This is a genomic window from Pseudoalteromonas sp. CO325X (assembly GCF_004208955.1).
Taxonomy (GTDB): domain Bacteria; phylum Pseudomonadota; class Gammaproteobacteria; order Enterobacterales; family Alteromonadaceae; genus Pseudoalteromonas; species Pseudoalteromonas ruthenica.
Map to the genome: position 1 here is coordinate 81,714 of NZ_SGPG01000034.1, position 18,072 is coordinate 99,785.

The following is an 18,072-nucleotide window of genomic DNA, read 5'->3' on the forward strand; positions in this document are numbered from 1 at the left end:
TTTATCTATTTAGGCACTTCCTAGCCATTTGCGCGTCCTATTCGAATTCGGTGGGGCGCGCTTTTTTATGGCTGAGGCCGGTTTCACAGTTTTGCGATTAAGTGTTATAAGTGCATGCTATAGCATGAGCTGGAACTGACAAAGCAGTCCATGGCTAGCCATAACAGTCAAAATAGGGAGCGGCTATGAACGCTATTATCATCATCATTGTATTATTTGTTTCGCTGGCTATTTTGGTGCCGTTACTAGAGCGCTACCAACATCAGTTAGGGCTCAATAAAATGATGCGCTTTCGCAAGTATATCTTGCCACTCGTTGGCATAAGCTTAGTGGTGCAATTGCTTTATATGTTATTTAGGTAAGGACTTGTGATATAGCAGACATAAAAAAAGCACCCTAAGGTGCTTTTTTTATGTCGATGATTAGTTCATCGCCAGCTGCATTTCTCGCTCTCTAACCAGCTGCGCAAGCAGTGTATCGGCTACTGGTTTGAACTTGGCTAATTCGCCAGCGGGAAGCGGCTCAGATTTTGGCAGTTCAACGGTACGAGGATTACGATGTACACCGTTTACAAGGAACTCATAGTGTAAGTGGGGGCCGGTAACGCGACCGGTGGCTCCGACAGTGCCAATAAGCTGACCTTGTTTCACTTTTTGGCCATTTTTCACTTTGCGTTTATTTAAGTGCAAATACTTAGTTACATAGGTATTGCCGTGTTTAATGAACACATAATTACCATTAAAACGGCTGTAACCTGCTTTAATAACTTTGCCGTTACCAGCGGCTACCACGGGCGTACCTGTGCGCGCGGCGTAATCAATACCACGGTGTGGCTTCACCGTTTTAGTTACTGGGTGGAGGCGACGCGGATTGAAGCTTGAACTGATGTATTTAAAATTAACTGGCGCTCGTAAGAAGGCTTTTTTCATACTTCGACCTTCAGGCGTGTAGAAGTTGCCATCAGTGTGGCGCACAGCGGCATAACGTTCGCCTTGGTTGATAAATTCAGCAGCGATGATTTTCCCTGTGCCAATATACTCGCCGTCAACGTGGTGTGTTTCATACAGCAAGCTAAACTGATCGCCTTTACGCAGATCATTGGCAAAATCCACGTCCCAGCCAAAGATGGTGGCAAAGTTCATAATTTGTTTCTCACTTAGCCCAGCCGAGATACCGGCTGTCCATAGACTGCCATTGACTGTACCAGACGCTGTTTTAGTGAGGGTTTCAATTTCTTTGGAATCGATAGAGGTGTCGTAGCGTCCCTCTTCGTTAAGCGTAACAAACAAGGTGTCGGTTTTGCTCAGTACGTATTTGAGCTGCTGCAACTCACCCTTGTCGTTTTTTGCAAAACTTAACACTTCACCTGGGTGAATTTTGGTTAGTTTTTTCGTTTCTTCATTGGTATTAACCAATTTATACAAGGTTTGCGCGGAGAAGCCCGCACGTTTAAAAATCAGGGCAAGGTTGTCACCGTTACGTACTTGGTAATCGGTGTGCTCATAGGTTGGTAAAGTCTGAGCTTGCTCGGGGGAGTTCAAATCGGTGATTTGTTCGTCTTCCTCAAGCTTAACTTGAAGCTCGTAACGCTTACCCACTTCCAATGGCTTTGCGTCGTTATCCTTTGATGCTGTGGCTCTTTCCGTAGGTATCAACATCAGGGCAATAATCGTGACAAGAAAGCCCACAATGAGCAATTTGTGTTTTTTGGGGAGCTTGTGAACCACGTTTACCATAACCTACCTTTTTCTGCTGTTAAGGAAAACAAATCTAACCAAAGGCTGAGCATATACGTTATAAAGGGCAAATACCAGTATTTTGTGCATTTAAACCCGGCGCGAATTGCGCTAGAATCGCGCGGTTAGCACATTTTTTTATCGGAGAAATAAATGACAGACTTGCAGACAGCGCTGGCAGAAATTAAACGCGGTGCTGAGGAAATTTTACTTGAGGAAGAACTCGCTGAACGCCTTAAGTCAGGGAAAAAGTTACGAATTAAAGCTGGGTTTGATCCTACAGCGCCAGATTTACATTTAGGTCATACGGTGCTTATTAATAAGCTAAAAACGTTTCAGGACCTTGGCCATGAAGTGATCTTTTTAATTGGCGACTTTACTGGAATGATAGGCGATCCAACGGGTAAAAACGTGACTCGTAAACCTTTGACCCGTGAAGATGTGTTAGCTAACGCCGAAACCTATAAAGAGCAAGTCTTTAAAATCCTCGATCCAGAAAAAACCACCATTGCATTTAACTCGCAATGGATGGAAAAGCTAGGCACCGCAGGAATGATAAAGTTAGCAGCTCGCCAAACCGTAGCACGCATGCTCGAGCGCGATGACTTTAAAAAACGTTATGCAAGTGGTCAATCCATCGCCATTCACGAGTTTTTGTATCCGTTAGTGCAGGGGTGGGATTCAGTCGCACTTGAGGCCGATGTTGAGCTTGGTGGCACCGATCAGCGTTTTAACCTGTTGATGGGCCGTGAACTGCAAAAAGACGAAGGGCAAAAGCCACAAACAGTGCTAATGATGCCGTTGCTTGAGGGCACTGATGGCGTGCAGAAAATGTCTAAGTCTCTGGGTAACTATATAGGAATTACTGACTCTGCTAACGATATGTTTGGCAAAATGATGTCTATCTCCGATGATCTTATGTGGCGTTACTATGAGTTGCTAAGTACCAAGTCACTTGAGCAAATTGCGGAGTTGAAGGAGCAAGTCAGCAACGGCGCGAATCCGCGTGATATCAAAATTGCCTTAGCGAAAGAGATCATTGCGCGTTTCCATGATGAGCAAGCGGCTGAGCAAGCTCACGCAGATTTTACCAAGCGTTTCTCTAAAAATGCGTTGCCTGATGATATCAACGAGCTAACCATTGAATGTGATGGCGACGAGATGATGATCACCGCCTTGCTTAAGGAAGCTCAGCTTGTGGCTAGCACTTCAGAAGCGATTCGCATGATTAAACAGGGTGCTGTGAAAATTAATGGCGAAACCAAGGTAACCGATAGCAAGCAAATGGTTGCTAAAGGCAGCACCGAAGTTTACCAGGTTGGTAAACGTCGCTTTGCAAAAGTGACTCTAGCCTAAGCCCTGATGCTACAGAAAAAGCCGCTTAAAGCGGCTTTTTTTTACGCCCACGCTATATGGCTAAGGGCTATAACCGCCAGCCAAAGCATGTTAACACCGTCAATATATTTCAATGTTGCTTTGATTGTTTTGTCATCAGGCAAGTGATCCACACCAATGCGCATGCGCTCAAAACGATGGCCTTGATAAAAGGCTGGCCCGCCCAGCTGTACTTGCAGTAATGCACTGAAAACACTGAGAGTAAACCCGCTAACGCGGTGATAAAAGTGCCGGCCATATATCCGCAAGTAACGCCATAGTTTACGCTGTTGGGTCATCATCGCCAGCGGTAGCAAGTACATTACTAGGGCCGCTACACAGCAAAGAGTTAGTAACCATTTACTGGCGTAGAGATAAGGACTCGATGGTAAAGCATGCTTGCGCATGGCTGTGTGCAGAGTCCACGTTAAACTGTAGGCGAGGGCAGCCATGCCACCAAATAAACAATACAGTAATAGTGGTGCAAAGTAGGTATGAAGCATGCGCAGCACCACACTCTCAATGCAAGCTTTGGCGACTCCCTGACTATTCAAACGCTCACAATCACGTACCACAATAGTTGCAAGTAGTGCCCGAGCGAGTGATTTACGTTGCTGCTTTAACGCCAAAGCAATACGCGTGCTTTTGCTGCGGATTGTGTGGGAGTCCAGGCTCAGGTAGAGCAAGAGCGCAGATAATGCCTCTGGGTAGTAAACTAAATGGGAGAACAGCGCGATTAATGTCAGCGGCAACAACACACACAGAGCCAGTGACAGTATGGCTATCAGTAGGTGGTAGCCAACACTATCTTGCGGATTGAAAGTGCGTTTAACTAAATTGTTGAAGCCCAGGCGCGCCAGGGTAAAAGGGTGATACCAAGGAGAGAGCGGCAGCCAACGCTCGCAAGCAATGGCTGCAAGTAATAACAGCAAACTAAGCTGAGCACTTAGCGCCTCAACCAGCATCTATAGGGTGACACCATCAAGTTTTGTTAGCATCGCCATCACCATAGCCGATGAATTCTTCGATGCGACTTCTAAGTATTCTTCGAATGAATGCGGCGACTCTTTGCCGGCGATATCAGACAGTGAGCGGATAACCACAAAGGCCGTATCAAGTAAGTGGCAGGCTTGAGCGATTGCGGCGCCTTCCATTTCCACGGCAAGCATCGCTGGAAATTGTTTGCGTGTTGCATCAATGCGTTTAGGATCACACATAAATGAATCGCCTGTACACACTAAGCCAACCAACGACTGACACTGTTGAAGCTGTGAAATTGATTGCTCGGCCACTTGTATCAATTGTGGGTGGGACTCATAAGCCGCTGGCATTTGTGGTACTTGGCCATACTCGTAACCAAATGCGGTAACATCGACGTCATGGTGGCGTAGCTCGCTGGCAATAGCTACATCACCCACTTCTAAACGCTGGTCAAAACCGCCCGCTGAACCTGTATTGATAACGCAATCAGGGTGAAAGTGGTCGATCAACAAGGTGGTTGCAACGGTGGCAGCGACTTTACCTATCCCTGATTGCACTAAAGTCACAGTCTGAGTATTGAGTTGCCCATGGTAAAAAGTAAAACCACCGTGTTGGTGAGTTTCTACGTCGCTCATGCGTTCACGCAAAATCGCGATTTCTGGCTCCATGGCGCCAATAATACCTACTTTCATAGCATCTCTGATTAATTAGCAAAAACAGCCCTTAGTATATCAAAGGCTGTTTTAATATGGCATTGGCTTAATTAGATCTCTGCAAGTTGGGTTGATGTAGCGATGGCTGAGCCGCTAGTCTGCGCTTTGGCTTGCGAAGGCGAGAGCACGGCAGGGCGCGTTGGCGTGCGCGTCGGTTTACGTTTTGTTGCTGTTTCTGGTTTGCCGATTTTAAATAAAATGGCGTTGCGTACGTCTTCAACACGGTAGCCGCTTTTTACTTTCATACGAATATGAGGAATACCGGCGGTTTCTAGGGCACCGCTAACAAACCAATCGCGCTGTGCCTTGTGGCCGTCTTTATTGGCATTATTAACCAGATCCACAGCGGCGACGATGGTCATTTTCTGTTTATCTAACAGTACGTAGTCGAGTTGCTTATTCTTAGTTTTAGTCATGGCAATACGCCGCGATTTGCTAGAAAGTCCGGCCTTGCAATCAATGACATCTGCTAATTTGACTCGGCTGACGATCCGGTAGTTATCGCCAACCGCTCGCTCTAGAAGCGATAGAAAGGCGCTCTCAACCTGCGTATAGATCTCTTTTTTACGAACGAAAGGGTAAGGGTTTTCGTTATTATCAGTGAACTTGGAAGCGACCACGGAAGCAACAACAACCAGCACCAATATAGATAAAAGCGCGAATTCCATTTTTTACTCCAAAACGAATTTTTGACACGCTTATATTAAAGCAATAAGCGTGCCTAAAATTGAATTGGTTAGGGTTGATAGCCCTGGGGTAAGCCTTTAGTGGTGATAGCTACGGCGTCATGGGCGTGAAGTGATTCATAGTGGTTAATGCGAACCCAAAAATCGAGCACATCTGCCCGCTCATCTAACGCTGCTTTCACCTTACGAGCGGCATCTTCGCAAAACATCAAATTGGCGCCATTTAATCGTGCAAACTCTTGCTCGTCTTCTCGTTTCACGGCGGTTTGCACGGGGGTTTTTAGTGTTTGCTCAATTTCATCGATGATGGCGACGAAGTCAAATTCGCCAAGTTGCGCATCCAATAACACCTTGGTTTGTGCGACGGAGCGTTGAGAATGGGGGGTGGCGCTGATCCCCTCTGTTGTGCCCAGCCACTTTAGCACTTGTTCAAAGTTCAGGTTCTCGGCGTCAAAGTCGCGTTTAAAGTTTTCTTGAATCAATTGCCTTGCAAGGGCGGCTGAACAAGGGCAAGTAGACGAGTAGGTTACTTCAACACCGGCTTCAACACGCAGCTGTCCTTGATTTAACTGCATGTCTAAGGTGATGGGATAGAATTTCCAGCCGCTGTTATCGCTTAGTAACGCGCTGCGACGCAATGGAAGCTCAAAACTGAGGCTGAGTCGCGCTCTATCGCTAATATCGTCATGGGAGCTGATAAACGCATCAAGGGTTGTTTTGAGTTGCGCAGGAGTCACACTGGGCTCATTAGAAAGTTGGTCCAGTGCCAAAAATAGGCGCGACATGTGAATGCCCTTGGCGTGCGTGTCAATTAAGTTCACAAAGGCTTGTGCTTTGGCATTAACAACGGTTGCTGCCAGGCCCTTAGTCGCAATTTTTAAAGGTATTTCAATGGCGCTCATACCCACCCAATCAAGCGTATGATGTACTGAAGACGCGCTGGTGTTGGCGATATCTGGCATTGGATGTGGCATAGCCTTCCTCATTATTGAAGCAACGAAAAGGCGACATTCTACCTGAAAATGCGCAAATGTGGAGCGGCCCAAATTTGCAGGATAAATTGCCAAAGAAGGGATATGTAAAGCAATGCTGGCAGCTAAGTGGCGACAACATGCTTCCTTTATTGTCCAGTAATTGTTAACATTGTGTGTTGCTGTTAAGACGCGCTATTTACACCCATAACTTGCAAAATAACAATAATGACCAGTCCGATGAAATCAATTCTAAAAAAAGCCGCCACTGTGGCGATGTTAAGTAGCTGTAGTGTTGCTGCGTTCGCCAAGCCTCAGCTGATGTTGTTTGCTGACGACCTGCAGGTGTGCTCCAGCGAAAGGCTGAGATATTGTAATTCTGAATCCCGCGAAAGCTTAAGTAAGGATACTTATAAACAACAGCCAATTTATCAAATTACAGAAGAAGGCCTGGGCCGTATTGCCGATATGGCGTGGACCGAGCAGCCCGATATTCGCGCCCAAGCAGTCGAATTATTAAATGCGGCGAAAAAGCACTTTAACGATGAAGCATTCGGTCAACGTGAATTCGAACGTTATCTGCGCCGCAGTGATTTCACCCTCACTGGCAGCGATATATCAGCACGTGAATTTTGGTTTAACTTATTTGATTTCGAACAGCGTAACTTTTTTGATTTACTCGAGCAAAAGCAAGCCAATGGTAAGCGTCGTCGCCAAGGCGAAGTTGATGTTCAGGGCACGCGTAATTGGGTAACCAAAGAGGCGTTTGCGCAGCTGCTTAGTGATGCGCAAAAGATTGCTGATGCCAAACGCAAACCTCGTGTTGCTTTTATCACCGGTGGCAGTCGCGACCCCTATCGCGATGTTGATTATTATCAGTCCTTATTTGAGCAGCTAGGCTTTGAAGCGCATTGGCTTGCTATCGATGGGGCTATGCAAACGGTAATGAGTGCTCAAGATACCAAGTTGTGTGATAGCTTGGCTGATTATCAGGTGTCGAAGTTAGCGAGCTTCCGCCGTGATGTGCTATACCCTGATCTTTATCAAAAACAGCAAAAACTGTGTCGCGACCCAGAGAAGCTATATAACCTTCTGCGTAAATCTGATGCGGTGTTTATAGCCGATTCAAGCCCGCTCTTGCTATATCATGCGTTTTATAAAAATGCTAACCAGCCCAGCGAGTTGCTAACAAAAATACAAGATATGGTGGCAAAAGGGCAATTAATGGTCGCCGCCCAGGGTGATGCGGTACATGCCTTGGTCGGTGGTAAAAACAATGCCACTGTACTCTCTGGTGATGGCGTGCAGGTGTTGACTGGGCGACCCACGGTTTACAGCAATGGTTTTGAAGCCTGTCGCTTGGGAGTGGACTGTATCTCAGTGGTTAACAGCCGTGAACTAAGTTACATGCAATCGGGTGTGCTTGGTTTGTTCAACTGGGGCACCTTGGATACTAAAGTAGCCAAGTATGGTAATCAGCCGCGCCTAATTAAAACCGGTTTTGATAACAGCAGTAATTTAATTTTTGGTCTCGATAGTGATAGTTATGCCCGAATCAGCAGTGAAAGTGATGACGGCGAGTACATGCAGATGCAAGTATTTGGCGAGGGTGGACTATGGCTTGGTGACTTGCGCCAAAGCAATGACTCTATGGCTACAGCAATGCAGTTTGGCCCTTTTGATAGTTACTTCTTGACTCATGAAGACAAAATCATGCTCCGAAATGACATGATTAACGTTGAATTAGCGCCATGGAAGCAAGCCATCAATACCACAACCGCCGGACCATTAGTGAATTCGTCCACACCATTTAGCCGCTCTAATTACCATAAGCTCGGACAAATGCAGTGCAACACTGGGGCTGCAACTGCCAGTGGTAGCACGGATATTGATTCACAGCGCTTTGAGTTAACCTTAAAAGCCAGTGGCGCCACGAACATGCGAAAAGGCGTGCTCGCAAAAGGCGGCAAACGCATCGGCGTATGCTCGTTTGCAAGAATCTCAACGCAGATACTGCCAAAGGCACTCTAAGTTGATTACAATAAAGGGGTTTGTAGCAAAACCCCTGTTTTTATGTTTGACTCTTCCCTGAGCCCTTGGGTTCGTGTATTAACTAATCTCCTTGCCCGATTTGGGATCTGGTACGCAGCCGCTATTGTTTATGGTGTGTTTATCGTCGCGGCCCTGATCCTTGGCTCAATGTATTATTACGTTGCCACCGGTGAAGTGACCCTACTGGATGTACTCGCAGTGGTTTTCTTCACGGCCATTACCGCGCCTGTGGTGATTATGGTGGTGTTGCAATCAGTGGCACAGCTGCAAGACTCGCAAAAGTTTTTGGAAACCGCCACTAAGCAAGAAAAGCTATTAAACCAGTCACTGAAAGATAACATTCGTCTGCTCAACACTGAGATTGATGAGCGTAAAATGGCGCTCAACGCTAAGCATCGGGCTATTGAAGAGTTACGTCGTGAGATTGCGGAGCGCAAGAAAACGCAGCTAGAGCTAGCTCAGCAAGGCATGCTATTGCGCTCAATTGTCGACTCGTCCCCTGACTTATTCTATTACCGCGATCAACAGGGGGTGTTTGCTGGCTGCAACAAAATGTTTGAAAAGGTGATGAACCGCAGTTCAGGCGACTTAATTGGCAAAACCGCCGAAGATATTTACCCACCGCAGTTGCTACCTGAGGTGTTACGCACCGACCATCAAGTAGAAACGACGCATGAGCCCATAACGTTAGACGTTCAGTATCCTGTGGATGGAGAACCCCATTGGTTTGAAATGCGCAAGCTCCCCTTTATTAATGACGACGGCGAATATATTGGTCTACTTGCTTTCGGCCGTGATATCACAAGCCGTAAGGAAGCCGAACAAGCGCTCGAGACTGCTTACAAAGACAAAGGTAAATTCATTGCTACTTTGTCTCATGAGTTGCGCACTCCTTTGAATGGCATTGTTGGTCTCACTCGTATGCTGCTTGATACTGAACTAACGAAACAACAACGCAGTTGGTGCAATACGGTCTTCTCAAGCGCTGAAACCTTAGGCAACATCTTTAACGACATTATCGATTTAGACAAGATAGACAGAGAGCAACTTGATATTGTCACTGAACCGGTCGGTGTCACAGATTTTATAAATGATGTGGTGAATTTTGGCTCTCTCATTGCCGAGCAAAAGTCACTGTCTTTCGATGTATCCCGTGAAGGCGACTTGGACGTTTACGCCGAAATAGACCCAACGCGTTTGCGTCAAGTGCTCTGGAACCTCATCAACAATGCGGTGAAATTCACCAAACACGGTGGTGTGACCTTGGGCTGTCGTCGCCACGACACCGGTAAACAAGTGTGGCTTGAGTTAAGTGTTACAGATACAGGAATAGGTATTCCACAAGAGCAGCTTCGGCATATTTTCGATATGTATTACAAAGCGCCGGATGCCAGCGGCGCCAACGCCATAGGTTCGGGGATTGGTCTTGCGGTTACTAAAGCCTTAGTTAAAGCGATGGGTGGGGATATTCAAGTCAGCTCTATGGCAGGAGAAGGAAGTAGCTTTAAAGTACATATTCCTCTTAAGCTGACGCAAGCTCCGCAATTAGAAACATATGATTGTGCCAGCCTAAATATTCTTCTGGTCGAGGATGTTCCTTTGAATGCCGAAATTGCTACCAACTTACTTGAGCAACGGGGGCACGAGGTCATTTGGGCTGAAACCGGTGAGGATGCGCTGTCTTTTGTGCAAACAGAGGATGATCTCGATTTAGTGTTACTCGATATGCAATTGCCAGATATTAATGGTGATGTGGTGGCTCGTGAAATTCGCGCCGATGAGCACTTCGATAATCTACCTATTGTGGTGTTAACCGCAAACGTGCGCAGTGCTGAGGAAGAGCTACGGGGCATTAAAGTGCAAGGCTCACTCGCCAAGCCGATTAATACCAATAAACTTGATAAGATGTTAGCGACGCTCTTTGGTATTGGAAAAGATTGTGCACAGCAGGCAGCAGCCAAACAACTAGTTGGTGCTGCCCCGCCGCAAGCACTCGATGTGGATGAGATGCACCTAGATAGAGAGATTATCTCTGAGTTCTTGGACTCTATGGGGGCGAAAGCCTTTGCCCGCAGCGTTGACTTGTTTGCAAAGTTGGCGCCAGGATATCAGCAACAAATGCAAGATAGCCTTGTCAGTGATGTGGATGAATACAAATCAGTCGCCCACAAATTGAAAGGAGCCGCAGGCTCAGTGGGGCTCAAAGCGGTGCAGTTGCAGGCCAAGGAAATGGAGAATAATTGTCAGCAGGTTGAACAAGAACAGCGCCAGCAATGGTTAACGCAGTTAGATGGGCAAATAAAAGAAGGGCTCAAGGCCCTTCAGTCATTCTTATCTCAGTTAGCTCAGTAATTACGAGTTGCTGTCGATTTTTCCGATAAAGCGATAACCTTCACCATGGATGGTGCTGATCAGCTCAGGCGTGCTGGCGTCGCTTTCAAAGTGTTTACGGATACGACGAATAGTCACATCAACAGTACGGTCGTTAGCACGAAGCTCACGGCCAGTCATATGTTTAATCAGCTGCTCGCGGCTAAAGATACGACCTGGTGAGTCTAACATTAGACGTAATGCACGATACTCACCTTTAGGTAAGCGCTTAGATTCACCCGCAGGAGACGTTAAACAACGGCTGTTTTCGTCTAATTCCCAACCGTTAAAGTTAAGCACACCATCAGACTCAAGTGCAGGGTCATCTTTGCTGGCTGCTGTGCGAGAAATAAGGTTGCGGGCACGAATAGTTAATTCGCGTGGGTTAAATGGCTTAGTGATGTAATCGTCCGCACCAATTTCAAGACCTAAAATACGATCGACATCGTTGTCACGGCCGGTCAAGAAAATCAAACCAACATTGCGTTTTTGACGCAATTCACGGGCGAGGATCAAGCCATTTTTACCTGGTAAGTTGATGTCCATAACAACCAGGTTAATTTCATCATTGGTGGTGAGCTTATCATGCATATCATCACCATCAATGGCTTCAACTACAGTGTAGCCTTCCGCTTCAAATAAGCTAACGAGGTTCAGGCGGGTTACGTCTTCATCCTCTACGATCAGAATGACTGGCGTTTGCATTGTTAATTAACCTTTTCGGAATATTTTATTTACAGAAAAACCGGAAAAACGAGAATTCCGCGAATACTTGCGATTATAGGAGTATATCTAAATGTTAACAAGTAAAATCAATTTGGATAAAACTTAGATACTGTCATCAGCCTGGCTTGTACTTTAAAGCTTACTTGCTCGAGCTGCTCCCTGTTGATATACAGTCGAATCTTCTTACCTTCCTGAATTAAGGCAGCCACACCGCCTTGCTCAAGGAACTCGAAATTACTGCCAACGGTGAATGTTGTTAAAGGCCGAGTTTTGATCCAAGGCAACAGTATATCATTCTCTATTTTTCCATCAAAGTATGTGATGTCACATTGCCGAGAAAGTTCATCATTTTGTGAACTTTTGCTGAGTTCGGTTATGGCAATTGGCTGTCCACGTATCAATAAGTTCTGTTGTTGCGCAAGAAATGCACCAGGCCCTTTGCTTAAGCTAGTAAAACAATAGCGCACTGAATCAGACTGAACATGAGTAAAGTCGATAAACTTGGCTATTTGAAAAAGCAGCGCCGAGCGCACTTGATCGGGTGTTCCTGCTTGCGCAGATAGGCTGCACATCAAGGCGACTAAACAGACTACACGCATACTACTGCACCCCACTTAATGGGATCTGAACTATGAAGTGACTGCCTTGTTTATGCTCAGGAGCAAGCAGCACCTTGCCGCCAAGTGCTTGAGTTACGAGGTTGTAGACTAGGTGTAAGCCTAGACCACTGCCGCCAGAGCCTCGCTTCGTGGTCACAAAAGGATCAAAGACCCTGGGCTTTAATGTTTCGCTGATGCCGCTACCATTGTCTCGGTAGTCAATCTGTAGCTGTCCGGAGTCGATTTGTACATCAATATCTATACGTGGATCAGGGTGATCTTTGAAGGCATGGATAAGAGAGTTACTGATAAGCTGCTGTAATATCTGTTGGATAGGCCCAGATTTTGATTGGATATGTAAATCTTCGGGGCAGTGCACGTTTATCTGCGGGCTAATGTCATCAAGGTCGGCACGCATACTTATCATGACTTCGCCAATGAGCGCGCTTAAATTAACGTCGGTGATGCTCTCACTATCTTGGGTCACAGCGACTTTTTTAAAGCTGGCGATAAGCTCGGCTGCGCGGTTAAGGTTGCGATAAATCAACGACAGATTTTCTTCACCATCTACCAAGAAGCGCCCTAGCTGTTGCGAGGTGAGTGTTTTTTCTTCAAATGAATGGCGAATATCACCGAGCTTGTCACGCATTAATGTCGATGCAGTAATCCCCAATCCCAAAGGGGTATTAACCTCGTGAGCGACACCCGCAACCATTTGCCCCAGTGACGCCATCTTTTCATTCTCAACAATTTGATTCTGATATTGGTGCATCCGCTCTAGCGTACTGAGTAGCTCTTGGTTAGCATCGCGCAGGGCATCGGTGCGCAGGTTCACTTTTTCCTCAAGGCTCTGGTTTAGGGCCTCTATTTCTTTTTTATCTGTCTCATTACGCTCGATTTGCTTTTCTGTGCGCCGCAGCATGGTGTTGACACTCAGCGCCAGCTGATTGAGTTCTGCTATATTGCTGCTCGGGGCGCGAACGGTATAGTTACGGTTTTTGGCAACGTCTTGCAGTAACTGGCTCAATGTATCAATAGGATTACCGATATGGCGCTGGAAAATACGCGCTATAACATAGGCAACAACCAGCACCGCTACGCTCAACATAATATCGATAATTATTTTGCGGTGCAGGTAATTCTCAATACTCTCTAAACTGGCTCGAACATACACATAACCTATGGTGTTGTCTTGGTTGGTGATGGCCTTAATGATTTCTAAATGGCCATCTTCGACTTCCCCCTTGCCGATACTCTCGAGACGTTTAGTTTTCACTGGCACTGGTGGCGTGCGGGGGGCGTTATAACTGGCAAAAAACTCAACTTCGTCATTGAATTCATCTATACGATAAATATGAATGTTTTTTATTGCCTCTACAGCCTGAAAGGCTTGTAGGCGCTGCTCTTCGGTTTTGCTGTCGTCAAAAAGAACCGTCACTTGAGCGTTAAAAGCGGTGAGCTCAGCAAAGGTTTCTACGCGCTCTTCCAGCTGTTCTCGCTGCTCTTGAATGTCAATGTAGGTAGAAATAGTAATAGACAAAATGAGCGACAATGACGCAACAGACATGACCGCGTAGATCAATGCCTTTCTTATACTAGTTGTTGAGCCTTGAATACTCATGAGTGTGCGCGGTTCACTAATAGCTGTGTTACAACATTAAACTAGTTTAGCAAATCATTGAATAGTCGAATGTTAAAATCAGAAAAATGCATAAATAAAAGCACTTTTGTCAGCATAGATAAGGACACCTTAGCGGCCTATCAAAACCCTTACTTCTGGTTTGCTCAAAAACCTAGTTATATCACGTCTGGGTTTATTATAACCGCTTGGAATCCACAGGGGCTGCGCCTTGGGCAAAGACAAAATCGCTTACATACGCAGCGCTTGGCTAAACGGCTCGCAGGCTTTGACCCGCACTGGGGTTTTGGCGGTAACCAAGAGATGACCTATCGCGAGCGCAGCGCCTTAGTGCGAGCACCTCGCAGCTATGGCAAGAAGCTAATGAGGGAATTTAGCCAAAATGCTATCTACCTAATAAAAGGTGGGCGGCTATATTTGTATTTCTATAATGCTCAAGAAACATCGGTCAACGGGGATTGGCAGCGCCGTGTAAGCCATCTAAGACAACTGCCACGGCGTAATTATGCTATTGGTTTTGATACACCGCAAAACGCTTCGTTTTAGCAATTGTTTGGTGAGTGTTAAATTGTTGCTGTAGTTGCTCTGGGTAGGCTAAGAAGCTATTAGCGACTAGAGTAAGCGCACCGCCTTTATTCAGGTGTGCTTTCGCGCTGGCAAAAAAGCGAGCGGTGATATCATAATCGGTCTTTAGCCCGGTATGAAAGGGCGGGTTACTGACGATGATGTCAAAGCGTTCGTTGATGTTGGTTAGGCCATCGCTGAGCACAATATTGCCGTGCAGGTCATTGGCGCGCAGGGTTTGCTCACTGGCATATGCGGCTAAGGCGTTTACATCCAAGGCATTGCCTTGAATGTGGGCAAAGCGCTTCAAGCAAAAGCTGATAATAACTCCGGCGCCGCAACCAAAATCAAGTAAGGATTGGGTGTTAGTTAAATCAGGTAAGTTATCCAGTAACAACGCCGTACCATCATCTAGTTGACCATGGTTGAATACACCCGGTAGGCTGACTATATCACAGCTCACTTGTTCACCAGCTATGCTGCGAGTAAGACAAAAGCGCTTTTCGTAGCGGCTGATATCGAACTCGGGCAGCGGGGTGATATCGCTGTATTGGTATAATTGACAATGTTTGGCAGAGTCAACCTTATGGCCATGAGCGAGGCCTTTAAGCTGTTTATCAATGGATTTTACGCCGCCTTTTTTCTCCCCCACCACCAGTAACTGCGCATCATCATTAATACAAGCACGAATATTATCTAAGGTCATTAAAGCTTCGGCTTTGGCCTTAGGATAATAGTAAATTACCAAGTCGAAGCGGTGTTTAGGAAGCTCATGAGACACCAGAGTTTGGGCCTGATGTTGCTGGGCTTGGCGTTGTGCAAAGTCGCCATTCGCTTGGTTATAAGAGAATAAATGAATATCAGCTGTTGGGTTCAGCTCACGCAGTTCGCTTGCAAACCCATCACAGTTAAAATTGACCACTAAAATGGTTTGTGCGACTAACAGCCCAGGGCTGCGCAGTAGGATCTGCGACGGGTTGCTCAGTACCATATTATTTCACGCGCTCAAACATTAAGTCCCAAACACCATGGCCAAGACGATGGCCACGTTGCTCAAACTTAGTGAGTGGGCGAAAATCTGGACGTGGTACATAGTCATTCGTGCTTGATTGGTTGCTAAAATGGCTATTGCCTTGCATTACTTCGAGCATGTGTTCAGCATAGTTTTGCCAATCTGTCGCCATATGAAAGACCCCGCCAATTTTTAGTTTGCTGCGCAGGTTTTCGACAAATTCAGGTTGCACAATGCGACGTTTGTGGTGACGTTTTTTATGCCATGGATCGGGGAAGAACAATTGCACTTTAGCTAGGCTTTCATCGCTGATACAGTCCGCTAACACTTCCACCGCATCGTGTTCAAAAACGCGCAAATTGGTAACGCCTTCGGCATCAGCGTCCATCAGGCAAGCACCTACTCCAGGGCGGTGAACTTCGATGCCGATAAAGTTTTGCTCTGGTGCGTTTTTAGCCATTTCTACAAGCGATTTACCCATGCCAAAACCGATCTCAAGAACAACATCATTGTCATTGCCAAACACTTGGCTGAAATCAAGTAAGCCATTTTGATGCTCAAGCCCCATTGTCGGCCAGCATTTCTCTAGTGCCGCTGCTTGACCTTTGGTCAGTCGGCCTTCGCGTTTTACGAAGCTGCGTACCTTACGGATATACTTTCCTTCGCGCTGTGCTTGCTCCAATGCTTGTTGCGTAGATTCACTCATGGTCTTGGCTGTCTCTGTAAAAATGGGTGCGTATTATCCCCAGTTGTAAGAGGAAGTACAAGTAAAGGGTATTGATATTTACCTGCACAATTATAGACTGAGCGCAAATATGTACAGGGGCGTTATAAAAGTAGTGGAAATAAGTAAAAGCACGCGTGATTGGTTTGCCACTCAAGTACTCGATTGGTACGACAAACATGGTCGCAAGACGCTGCCTTGGCAGCTAGAAAAAACACCCTATAAAGTTTGGGTATCAGAGATTATGCTGCAGCAAACGCAAGTTGCTACGGTGATCCCTTACTTCAACCGCTTTATGGCGCGTTTTGAGACTATTGAGGCGCTGGCTGAAGCGCCGCAAGATGAGGTTCTCCATTATTGGACAGGTTTGGGGTATTACGCTCGAGCACGTAATCTACATAAAACCGCACAGTTGATCTGTGAGCAGTATCAGGGTCAGTTTCCGCACACCTTGGAAGAAGTAATGGCTCTGCCTGGGATAGGGCGCTCTACTGCGGGTGCTATCTTAAGCCTATCGCGCGGCGAGCATCATGCGATTCTCGATGGCAATGTAAAGCGGGTATTAGCGCGGTTTTTTATGATTGAGGGCTGGTATGGTGTCAAAAAAGTGGAAAATCAACTTTGGCATCTAAGCGAGCAATTAACACCAAAGCATGGCGTCACTCAGTTTAATCAGGCGATGATGGACTTGGGAGCAAGCCTGTGCTCACGTAGTAAATATGACTGTCAGCCCTGCCCACTCAATGATAAGTGCCAAGCGCGAATCAATGACAAAGTAAACGAGTTCCCACATTCAAAACCCAAAAAGCAAGTGCCGAAGAAGCATTGCGTAATGTTTATTCCCGTTTATGAAGGGCACACCTACATGGAAAAGCGTCCCGATCAAGGTATTTGGGGAGGGCTACATTGCTTTATCGAGTTTGCCAGCCAGGACGGGGCCAAAGAGTTTATGGCAATCAATGGTATTAGCGGTAAAGAACATAGGTTAGAGCCATTTACTCATGTATTTTCACACTTTCAGTTAACTATAGAGCCTGTTGTTGTGCATTTGCACAAACCCATACAACAGCTTGCAGAGCGCGCAGTACTAACTTATTCACTAGCGCAGCAACCTGAGGTGGGGCTAGCAGCACCGACAAAGAAATTATTGAAACAGCTAAAGCAGCACCTTGCAGGTGCGAGTGTTTAAGCATTAGGTTACACTACAGAGCAATATGTATTAGATAATCGTAAATGAGGATAAACATGGCACGTACGGTATTTTGTCAGAAGCTGCAAAAAGAAGCTCCGGGACTTGCTTTTCAACTTTACCCTGGTGAAGTAGGCGAGAAGATCTTCAACAATATTTCTCAACAAGCATGGGATGAGTGGCAAAAAAAGCAGACCATGTTAATTAACGAAAAGCATCTAAATATGATGGATCCGGAGCATCGTACCTATTTAGAAGAGCAAATGGTTGGCTTTTTGTTTGAAGGTAAAGATGTAGAAATTGAAGGTTACAGACCACCTGAAAAGTAGCAACTTAGCCGGGATTTTCGCCAATAAATCTCGGTTTGCATGAAAACTGTGCAAACGGTTTGTTTATTTTAAAAAATGGTTGACTTGATACCCTAAAAACCGTTTAATACGCCGCACGCCCAGATAGCTCAGTCGGTAGAGCAGAGGATTGAAAATCCTCGTGTCGGTGGTTCGATTCCGCCTCTGGGCACCATTATTAAAGGTGTTTTTGACAATTCAGAAGCACGTGCTTTTGCACACAGTTTTGTGTGCCTGCTTAGCTCAGTTGGTAGAGCAACTGACTTGTAATCAGTAGGTCGCCAGTTCGACTCCGGCAGCAGGCACCATTCATTTGCCCAGATAGCTCAGTCGGTAGAGCAGAGGATTGAAAATCCTCGTGTCGGTGGTTCGATTCCGCCTCTGGGCAC

Annotated in this window: 17 protein-coding genes and 3 tRNA genes; 10 read left to right on the plus strand and 10 right to left on the minus strand. The window is 46.2% G+C overall.

The genetic code is table 11. The annotated features are described in order from the left end of the window. The first annotated feature begins 185 nt into the window (after window positions 1-185). Window positions 186-362: a hypothetical protein gene (locus EXT46_RS18920; protein ID WP_022946927.1), complete on the plus strand. Its 177-nt coding sequence runs from the start codon at window positions 186-188 to the stop codon at window positions 360-362. A 60-nt stretch (window positions 363-422) separates the two neighbouring features. On the opposite strand, the gene EXT46_RS18100 is transcribed toward EXT46_RS18920, so the two are convergent. After that, window positions 423-1,736: a peptidoglycan DD-metalloendopeptidase family protein gene (locus tag EXT46_RS18100; protein WP_022944145.1), complete on the minus strand. Its 1,314-nt coding sequence runs from the start codon at window positions 1,734-1,736 to the stop codon at window positions 423-425. A 153-nt stretch (window positions 1,737-1,889) separates the two neighbouring features. Between EXT46_RS18100 and tyrS the strand changes: the two genes are divergently transcribed. Continuing rightward, entirely contained in the window at window positions 1,890-3,092 is a 1,203-nt protein-coding gene (gene tyrS / locus EXT46_RS18105; RefSeq protein ID WP_045978528.1) for a tyrosine--tRNA ligase, read from the plus strand. A gap of 41 nt (window positions 3,093-3,133) precedes the next feature. On the opposite strand, the gene EXT46_RS18110 is transcribed toward tyrS, so the two are convergent. The 4 genes from EXT46_RS18110 to folE2 form a co-directional block, all read right to left on the minus strand. Then, on the minus strand, window positions 3,134-4,075 hold the full coding sequence (locus tag EXT46_RS18110; protein WP_130148989.1) for a cobalamin biosynthesis protein: 942 nt from the start codon (window positions 4,073-4,075) through the stop codon (window positions 3,134-3,136). Next, a complete protein-coding gene (gene mtnN, locus EXT46_RS18115; RefSeq protein WP_130148991.1) occupies window positions 4,076-4,783 on the minus strand; it encodes a 5'-methylthioadenosine/S-adenosylhomocysteine nucleosidase in 708 nt (235 codons plus the stop codon). A 71-nt stretch (window positions 4,784-4,854) separates the two neighbouring features. Next, on the minus strand, window positions 4,855-5,472 hold the full coding sequence (locus EXT46_RS18120) for a DUF2726 domain-containing protein (protein WP_022944141.1): 618 nt from the start codon (window positions 5,470-5,472) through the stop codon (window positions 4,855-4,857). A gap of 68 nt (window positions 5,473-5,540) precedes the next feature. Further along, a complete protein-coding gene (gene folE2, locus EXT46_RS18125) occupies window positions 5,541-6,464 on the minus strand; it encodes a GTP cyclohydrolase FolE2 (RefSeq protein ID WP_130148993.1) in 924 nt (307 codons plus the stop codon). A gap of 237 nt (window positions 6,465-6,701) precedes the next feature. Between folE2 and EXT46_RS18130 the strand changes: the two genes are divergently transcribed. Together EXT46_RS18130 and arcB are read left to right on the plus strand one after the other, a co-directional pair. Next, the gene (locus EXT46_RS18130; RefSeq protein WP_130148995.1) at window positions 6,702-8,492 is read left to right on the plus strand and encodes a hypothetical protein; all 1,791 of its coding nucleotides are present in this window, start codon (window positions 6,702-6,704) and stop codon (window positions 8,490-8,492) included. A gap of 42 nt (window positions 8,493-8,534) precedes the next feature. Then, window positions 8,535-10,865, plus strand: coding sequence for an aerobic respiration two-component sensor histidine kinase ArcB (gene arcB, locus EXT46_RS18135; protein ID WP_130148997.1), 2,331 nt, complete (start codon window positions 8,535-8,537; stop codon window positions 10,863-10,865). Here the strand turns inward: arcB and arcA are convergent, their stop codons facing one another. The 3 genes from arcA to EXT46_RS18150 form a co-directional block, all read right to left on the minus strand. Continuing rightward, window positions 10,866-11,588 carry a two-component system response regulator ArcA gene (gene arcA / locus EXT46_RS18140; protein ID WP_022944137.1) on the minus strand — a complete coding sequence of 241 codons (723 nt, stop codon included), beginning with the start codon at window positions 11,586-11,588 and terminating at the stop codon, window positions 10,866-10,868. 107 nt (window positions 11,589-11,695) lie between these two features. Further along, window positions 11,696-12,208 carry a YfiR family protein gene (locus EXT46_RS18145; RefSeq protein ID WP_130148999.1) on the minus strand — a complete coding sequence of 171 codons (513 nt, stop codon included), beginning with the start codon at window positions 12,206-12,208 and terminating at the stop codon, window positions 11,696-11,698. A gap of 1 nt (window position 12,209) precedes the next feature. After that, window positions 12,210-13,829 carry an ATP-binding protein gene (locus tag EXT46_RS18150; protein WP_130149001.1) on the minus strand — a complete coding sequence of 540 codons (1,620 nt, stop codon included), beginning with the start codon at window positions 13,827-13,829 and terminating at the stop codon, window positions 12,210-12,212. 69 nt (window positions 13,830-13,898) lie between these two features. Here EXT46_RS18150 and EXT46_RS18155 point away from each other — a divergent pair, with 69 nt between their 5' ends. Further along, window positions 13,899-14,393, plus strand: a complete 495-nt coding sequence (locus EXT46_RS18155; RefSeq protein ID WP_130149003.1) for a DUF3293 domain-containing protein — start codon at window positions 13,899-13,901, stop codon at window positions 14,391-14,393. On the opposite strand, the gene EXT46_RS18160 is transcribed toward EXT46_RS18155, so the two are convergent. After that, window positions 14,356-15,402: a methyltransferase gene (locus EXT46_RS18160; RefSeq protein WP_130149005.1), complete on the minus strand. Its 1,047-nt coding sequence runs from the start codon at window positions 15,400-15,402 to the stop codon at window positions 14,356-14,358. The genes EXT46_RS18155 and EXT46_RS18160 overlap by 38 nt on opposite strands. Window position 15,403: 1 nt before the next feature. Continuing rightward, window positions 15,404-16,129, minus strand: a complete 726-nt coding sequence (gene trmB / locus EXT46_RS18165; protein ID WP_022944132.1) for a tRNA (guanosine(46)-N7)-methyltransferase TrmB — start codon at window positions 16,127-16,129, stop codon at window positions 15,404-15,406. Window positions 16,130-16,238: 109 nt separating this feature from the next. Between trmB and mutY the strand changes: the two genes are divergently transcribed. The 5 genes from mutY to EXT46_RS18190 all read left to right on the plus strand — a co-directional run bounded on the left by mutY (window position 16,239) and on the right by EXT46_RS18190 (window position 18,071). Then, the gene (gene mutY, locus EXT46_RS18170) at window positions 16,239-17,336 is read left to right on the plus strand and encodes an A/G-specific adenine glycosylase (protein ID WP_130149007.1); all 1,098 of its coding nucleotides are present in this window, start codon (window positions 16,239-16,241) and stop codon (window positions 17,334-17,336) included. 56 nt (window positions 17,337-17,392) lie between these two features. Further along, window positions 17,393-17,665 (plus strand): oxidative damage protection protein, encoded by a 273-nt coding sequence (locus EXT46_RS18175; RefSeq protein ID WP_022944130.1) that lies wholly within the window; start codon window positions 17,393-17,395, stop codon window positions 17,663-17,665. A gap of 117 nt (window positions 17,666-17,782) precedes the next feature. After that, a tRNA-Phe gene (locus tag EXT46_RS18180) sits at window positions 17,783-17,858 on the plus strand. A 57-nt stretch (window positions 17,859-17,915) separates the two neighbouring features. Then, window positions 17,916-17,991: transfer RNA gene (locus EXT46_RS18185), tRNA-Thr, on the plus strand. A gap of 7 nt (window positions 17,992-17,998) precedes the next feature. Continuing rightward, window positions 17,999-18,071: transfer RNA gene (locus EXT46_RS18190), tRNA-Phe, on the plus strand. The last annotated feature ends 1 nt before the right edge of the window (window position 18,072 follow it).

What these genes read in the sequence shown, in the direction of transcription:
- trmB (WP_022944132.1), bottom strand. Translation starts at nt 16,129, where the DNA reads ATGAGTGAATCTACGCAACAAGCATTGGAGCAAGCACAGCGCGAAGGA.
- EXT46_RS18160 (WP_130149005.1), bottom strand. Translation starts at nt 15,402, where the DNA reads ATGGTACTGAGCAACCCGTCGCAGATCCTACTGCGCAGCCCTGGGCTG.
- arcB (WP_130148997.1), top strand. Translation starts at nt 8,535, where the DNA reads ATGTTTGACTCTTCCCTGAGCCCTTGGGTTCGTGTATTAACTAATCTC.
- EXT46_RS18155 (WP_130149003.1), top strand. Translation starts at nt 13,899, where the DNA reads ATGTTAAAATCAGAAAAATGCATAAATAAAAGCACTTTTGTCAGCATA.
- arcA (WP_022944137.1), bottom strand. Translation starts at nt 11,588, where the DNA reads ATGCAAACGCCAGTCATTCTGATCGTAGAGGATGAAGACGTAACCCGC.
- folE2 (WP_130148993.1), bottom strand. Translation starts at nt 6,464, where the DNA reads ATGCCACATCCAATGCCAGATATCGCCAACACCAGCGCGTCTTCAGTA.
- EXT46_RS18175 (WP_022944130.1), top strand. Translation starts at nt 17,393, where the DNA reads ATGGCACGTACGGTATTTTGTCAGAAGCTGCAAAAAGAAGCTCCGGGA.
- mtnN (WP_130148991.1), bottom strand. Translation starts at nt 4,783, where the DNA reads ATGAAAGTAGGTATTATTGGCGCCATGGAGCCAGAAATCGCGATTTTG.
- tyrS (WP_045978528.1), top strand. Translation starts at nt 1,890, where the DNA reads ATGACAGACTTGCAGACAGCGCTGGCAGAAATTAAACGCGGTGCTGAG.
- EXT46_RS18920 (WP_022946927.1), top strand. Translation starts at nt 186, where the DNA reads ATGAACGCTATTATCATCATCATTGTATTATTTGTTTCGCTGGCTATT.
- EXT46_RS18120 (WP_022944141.1), bottom strand. Translation starts at nt 5,472, where the DNA reads ATGGAATTCGCGCTTTTATCTATATTGGTGCTGGTTGTTGTTGCTTCC.
- mutY (WP_130149007.1), top strand. Translation starts at nt 16,239, where the DNA reads ATGTACAGGGGCGTTATAAAAGTAGTGGAAATAAGTAAAAGCACGCGT.
- EXT46_RS18145 (WP_130148999.1), bottom strand. Translation starts at nt 12,208, where the DNA reads ATGCGTGTAGTCTGTTTAGTCGCCTTGATGTGCAGCCTATCTGCGCAA.
- EXT46_RS18130 (WP_130148995.1), top strand. Translation starts at nt 6,702, where the DNA reads ATGAAATCAATTCTAAAAAAAGCCGCCACTGTGGCGATGTTAAGTAGC.
- EXT46_RS18110 (WP_130148989.1), bottom strand. Translation starts at nt 4,075, where the DNA reads ATGCTGGTTGAGGCGCTAAGTGCTCAGCTTAGTTTGCTGTTATTACTT.
- EXT46_RS18100 (WP_022944145.1), bottom strand. Translation starts at nt 1,736, where the DNA reads ATGGTAAACGTGGTTCACAAGCTCCCCAAAAAACACAAATTGCTCATT.
- EXT46_RS18150 (WP_130149001.1), bottom strand. Translation starts at nt 13,829, where the DNA reads ATGAGTATTCAAGGCTCAACAACTAGTATAAGAAAGGCATTGATCTAC.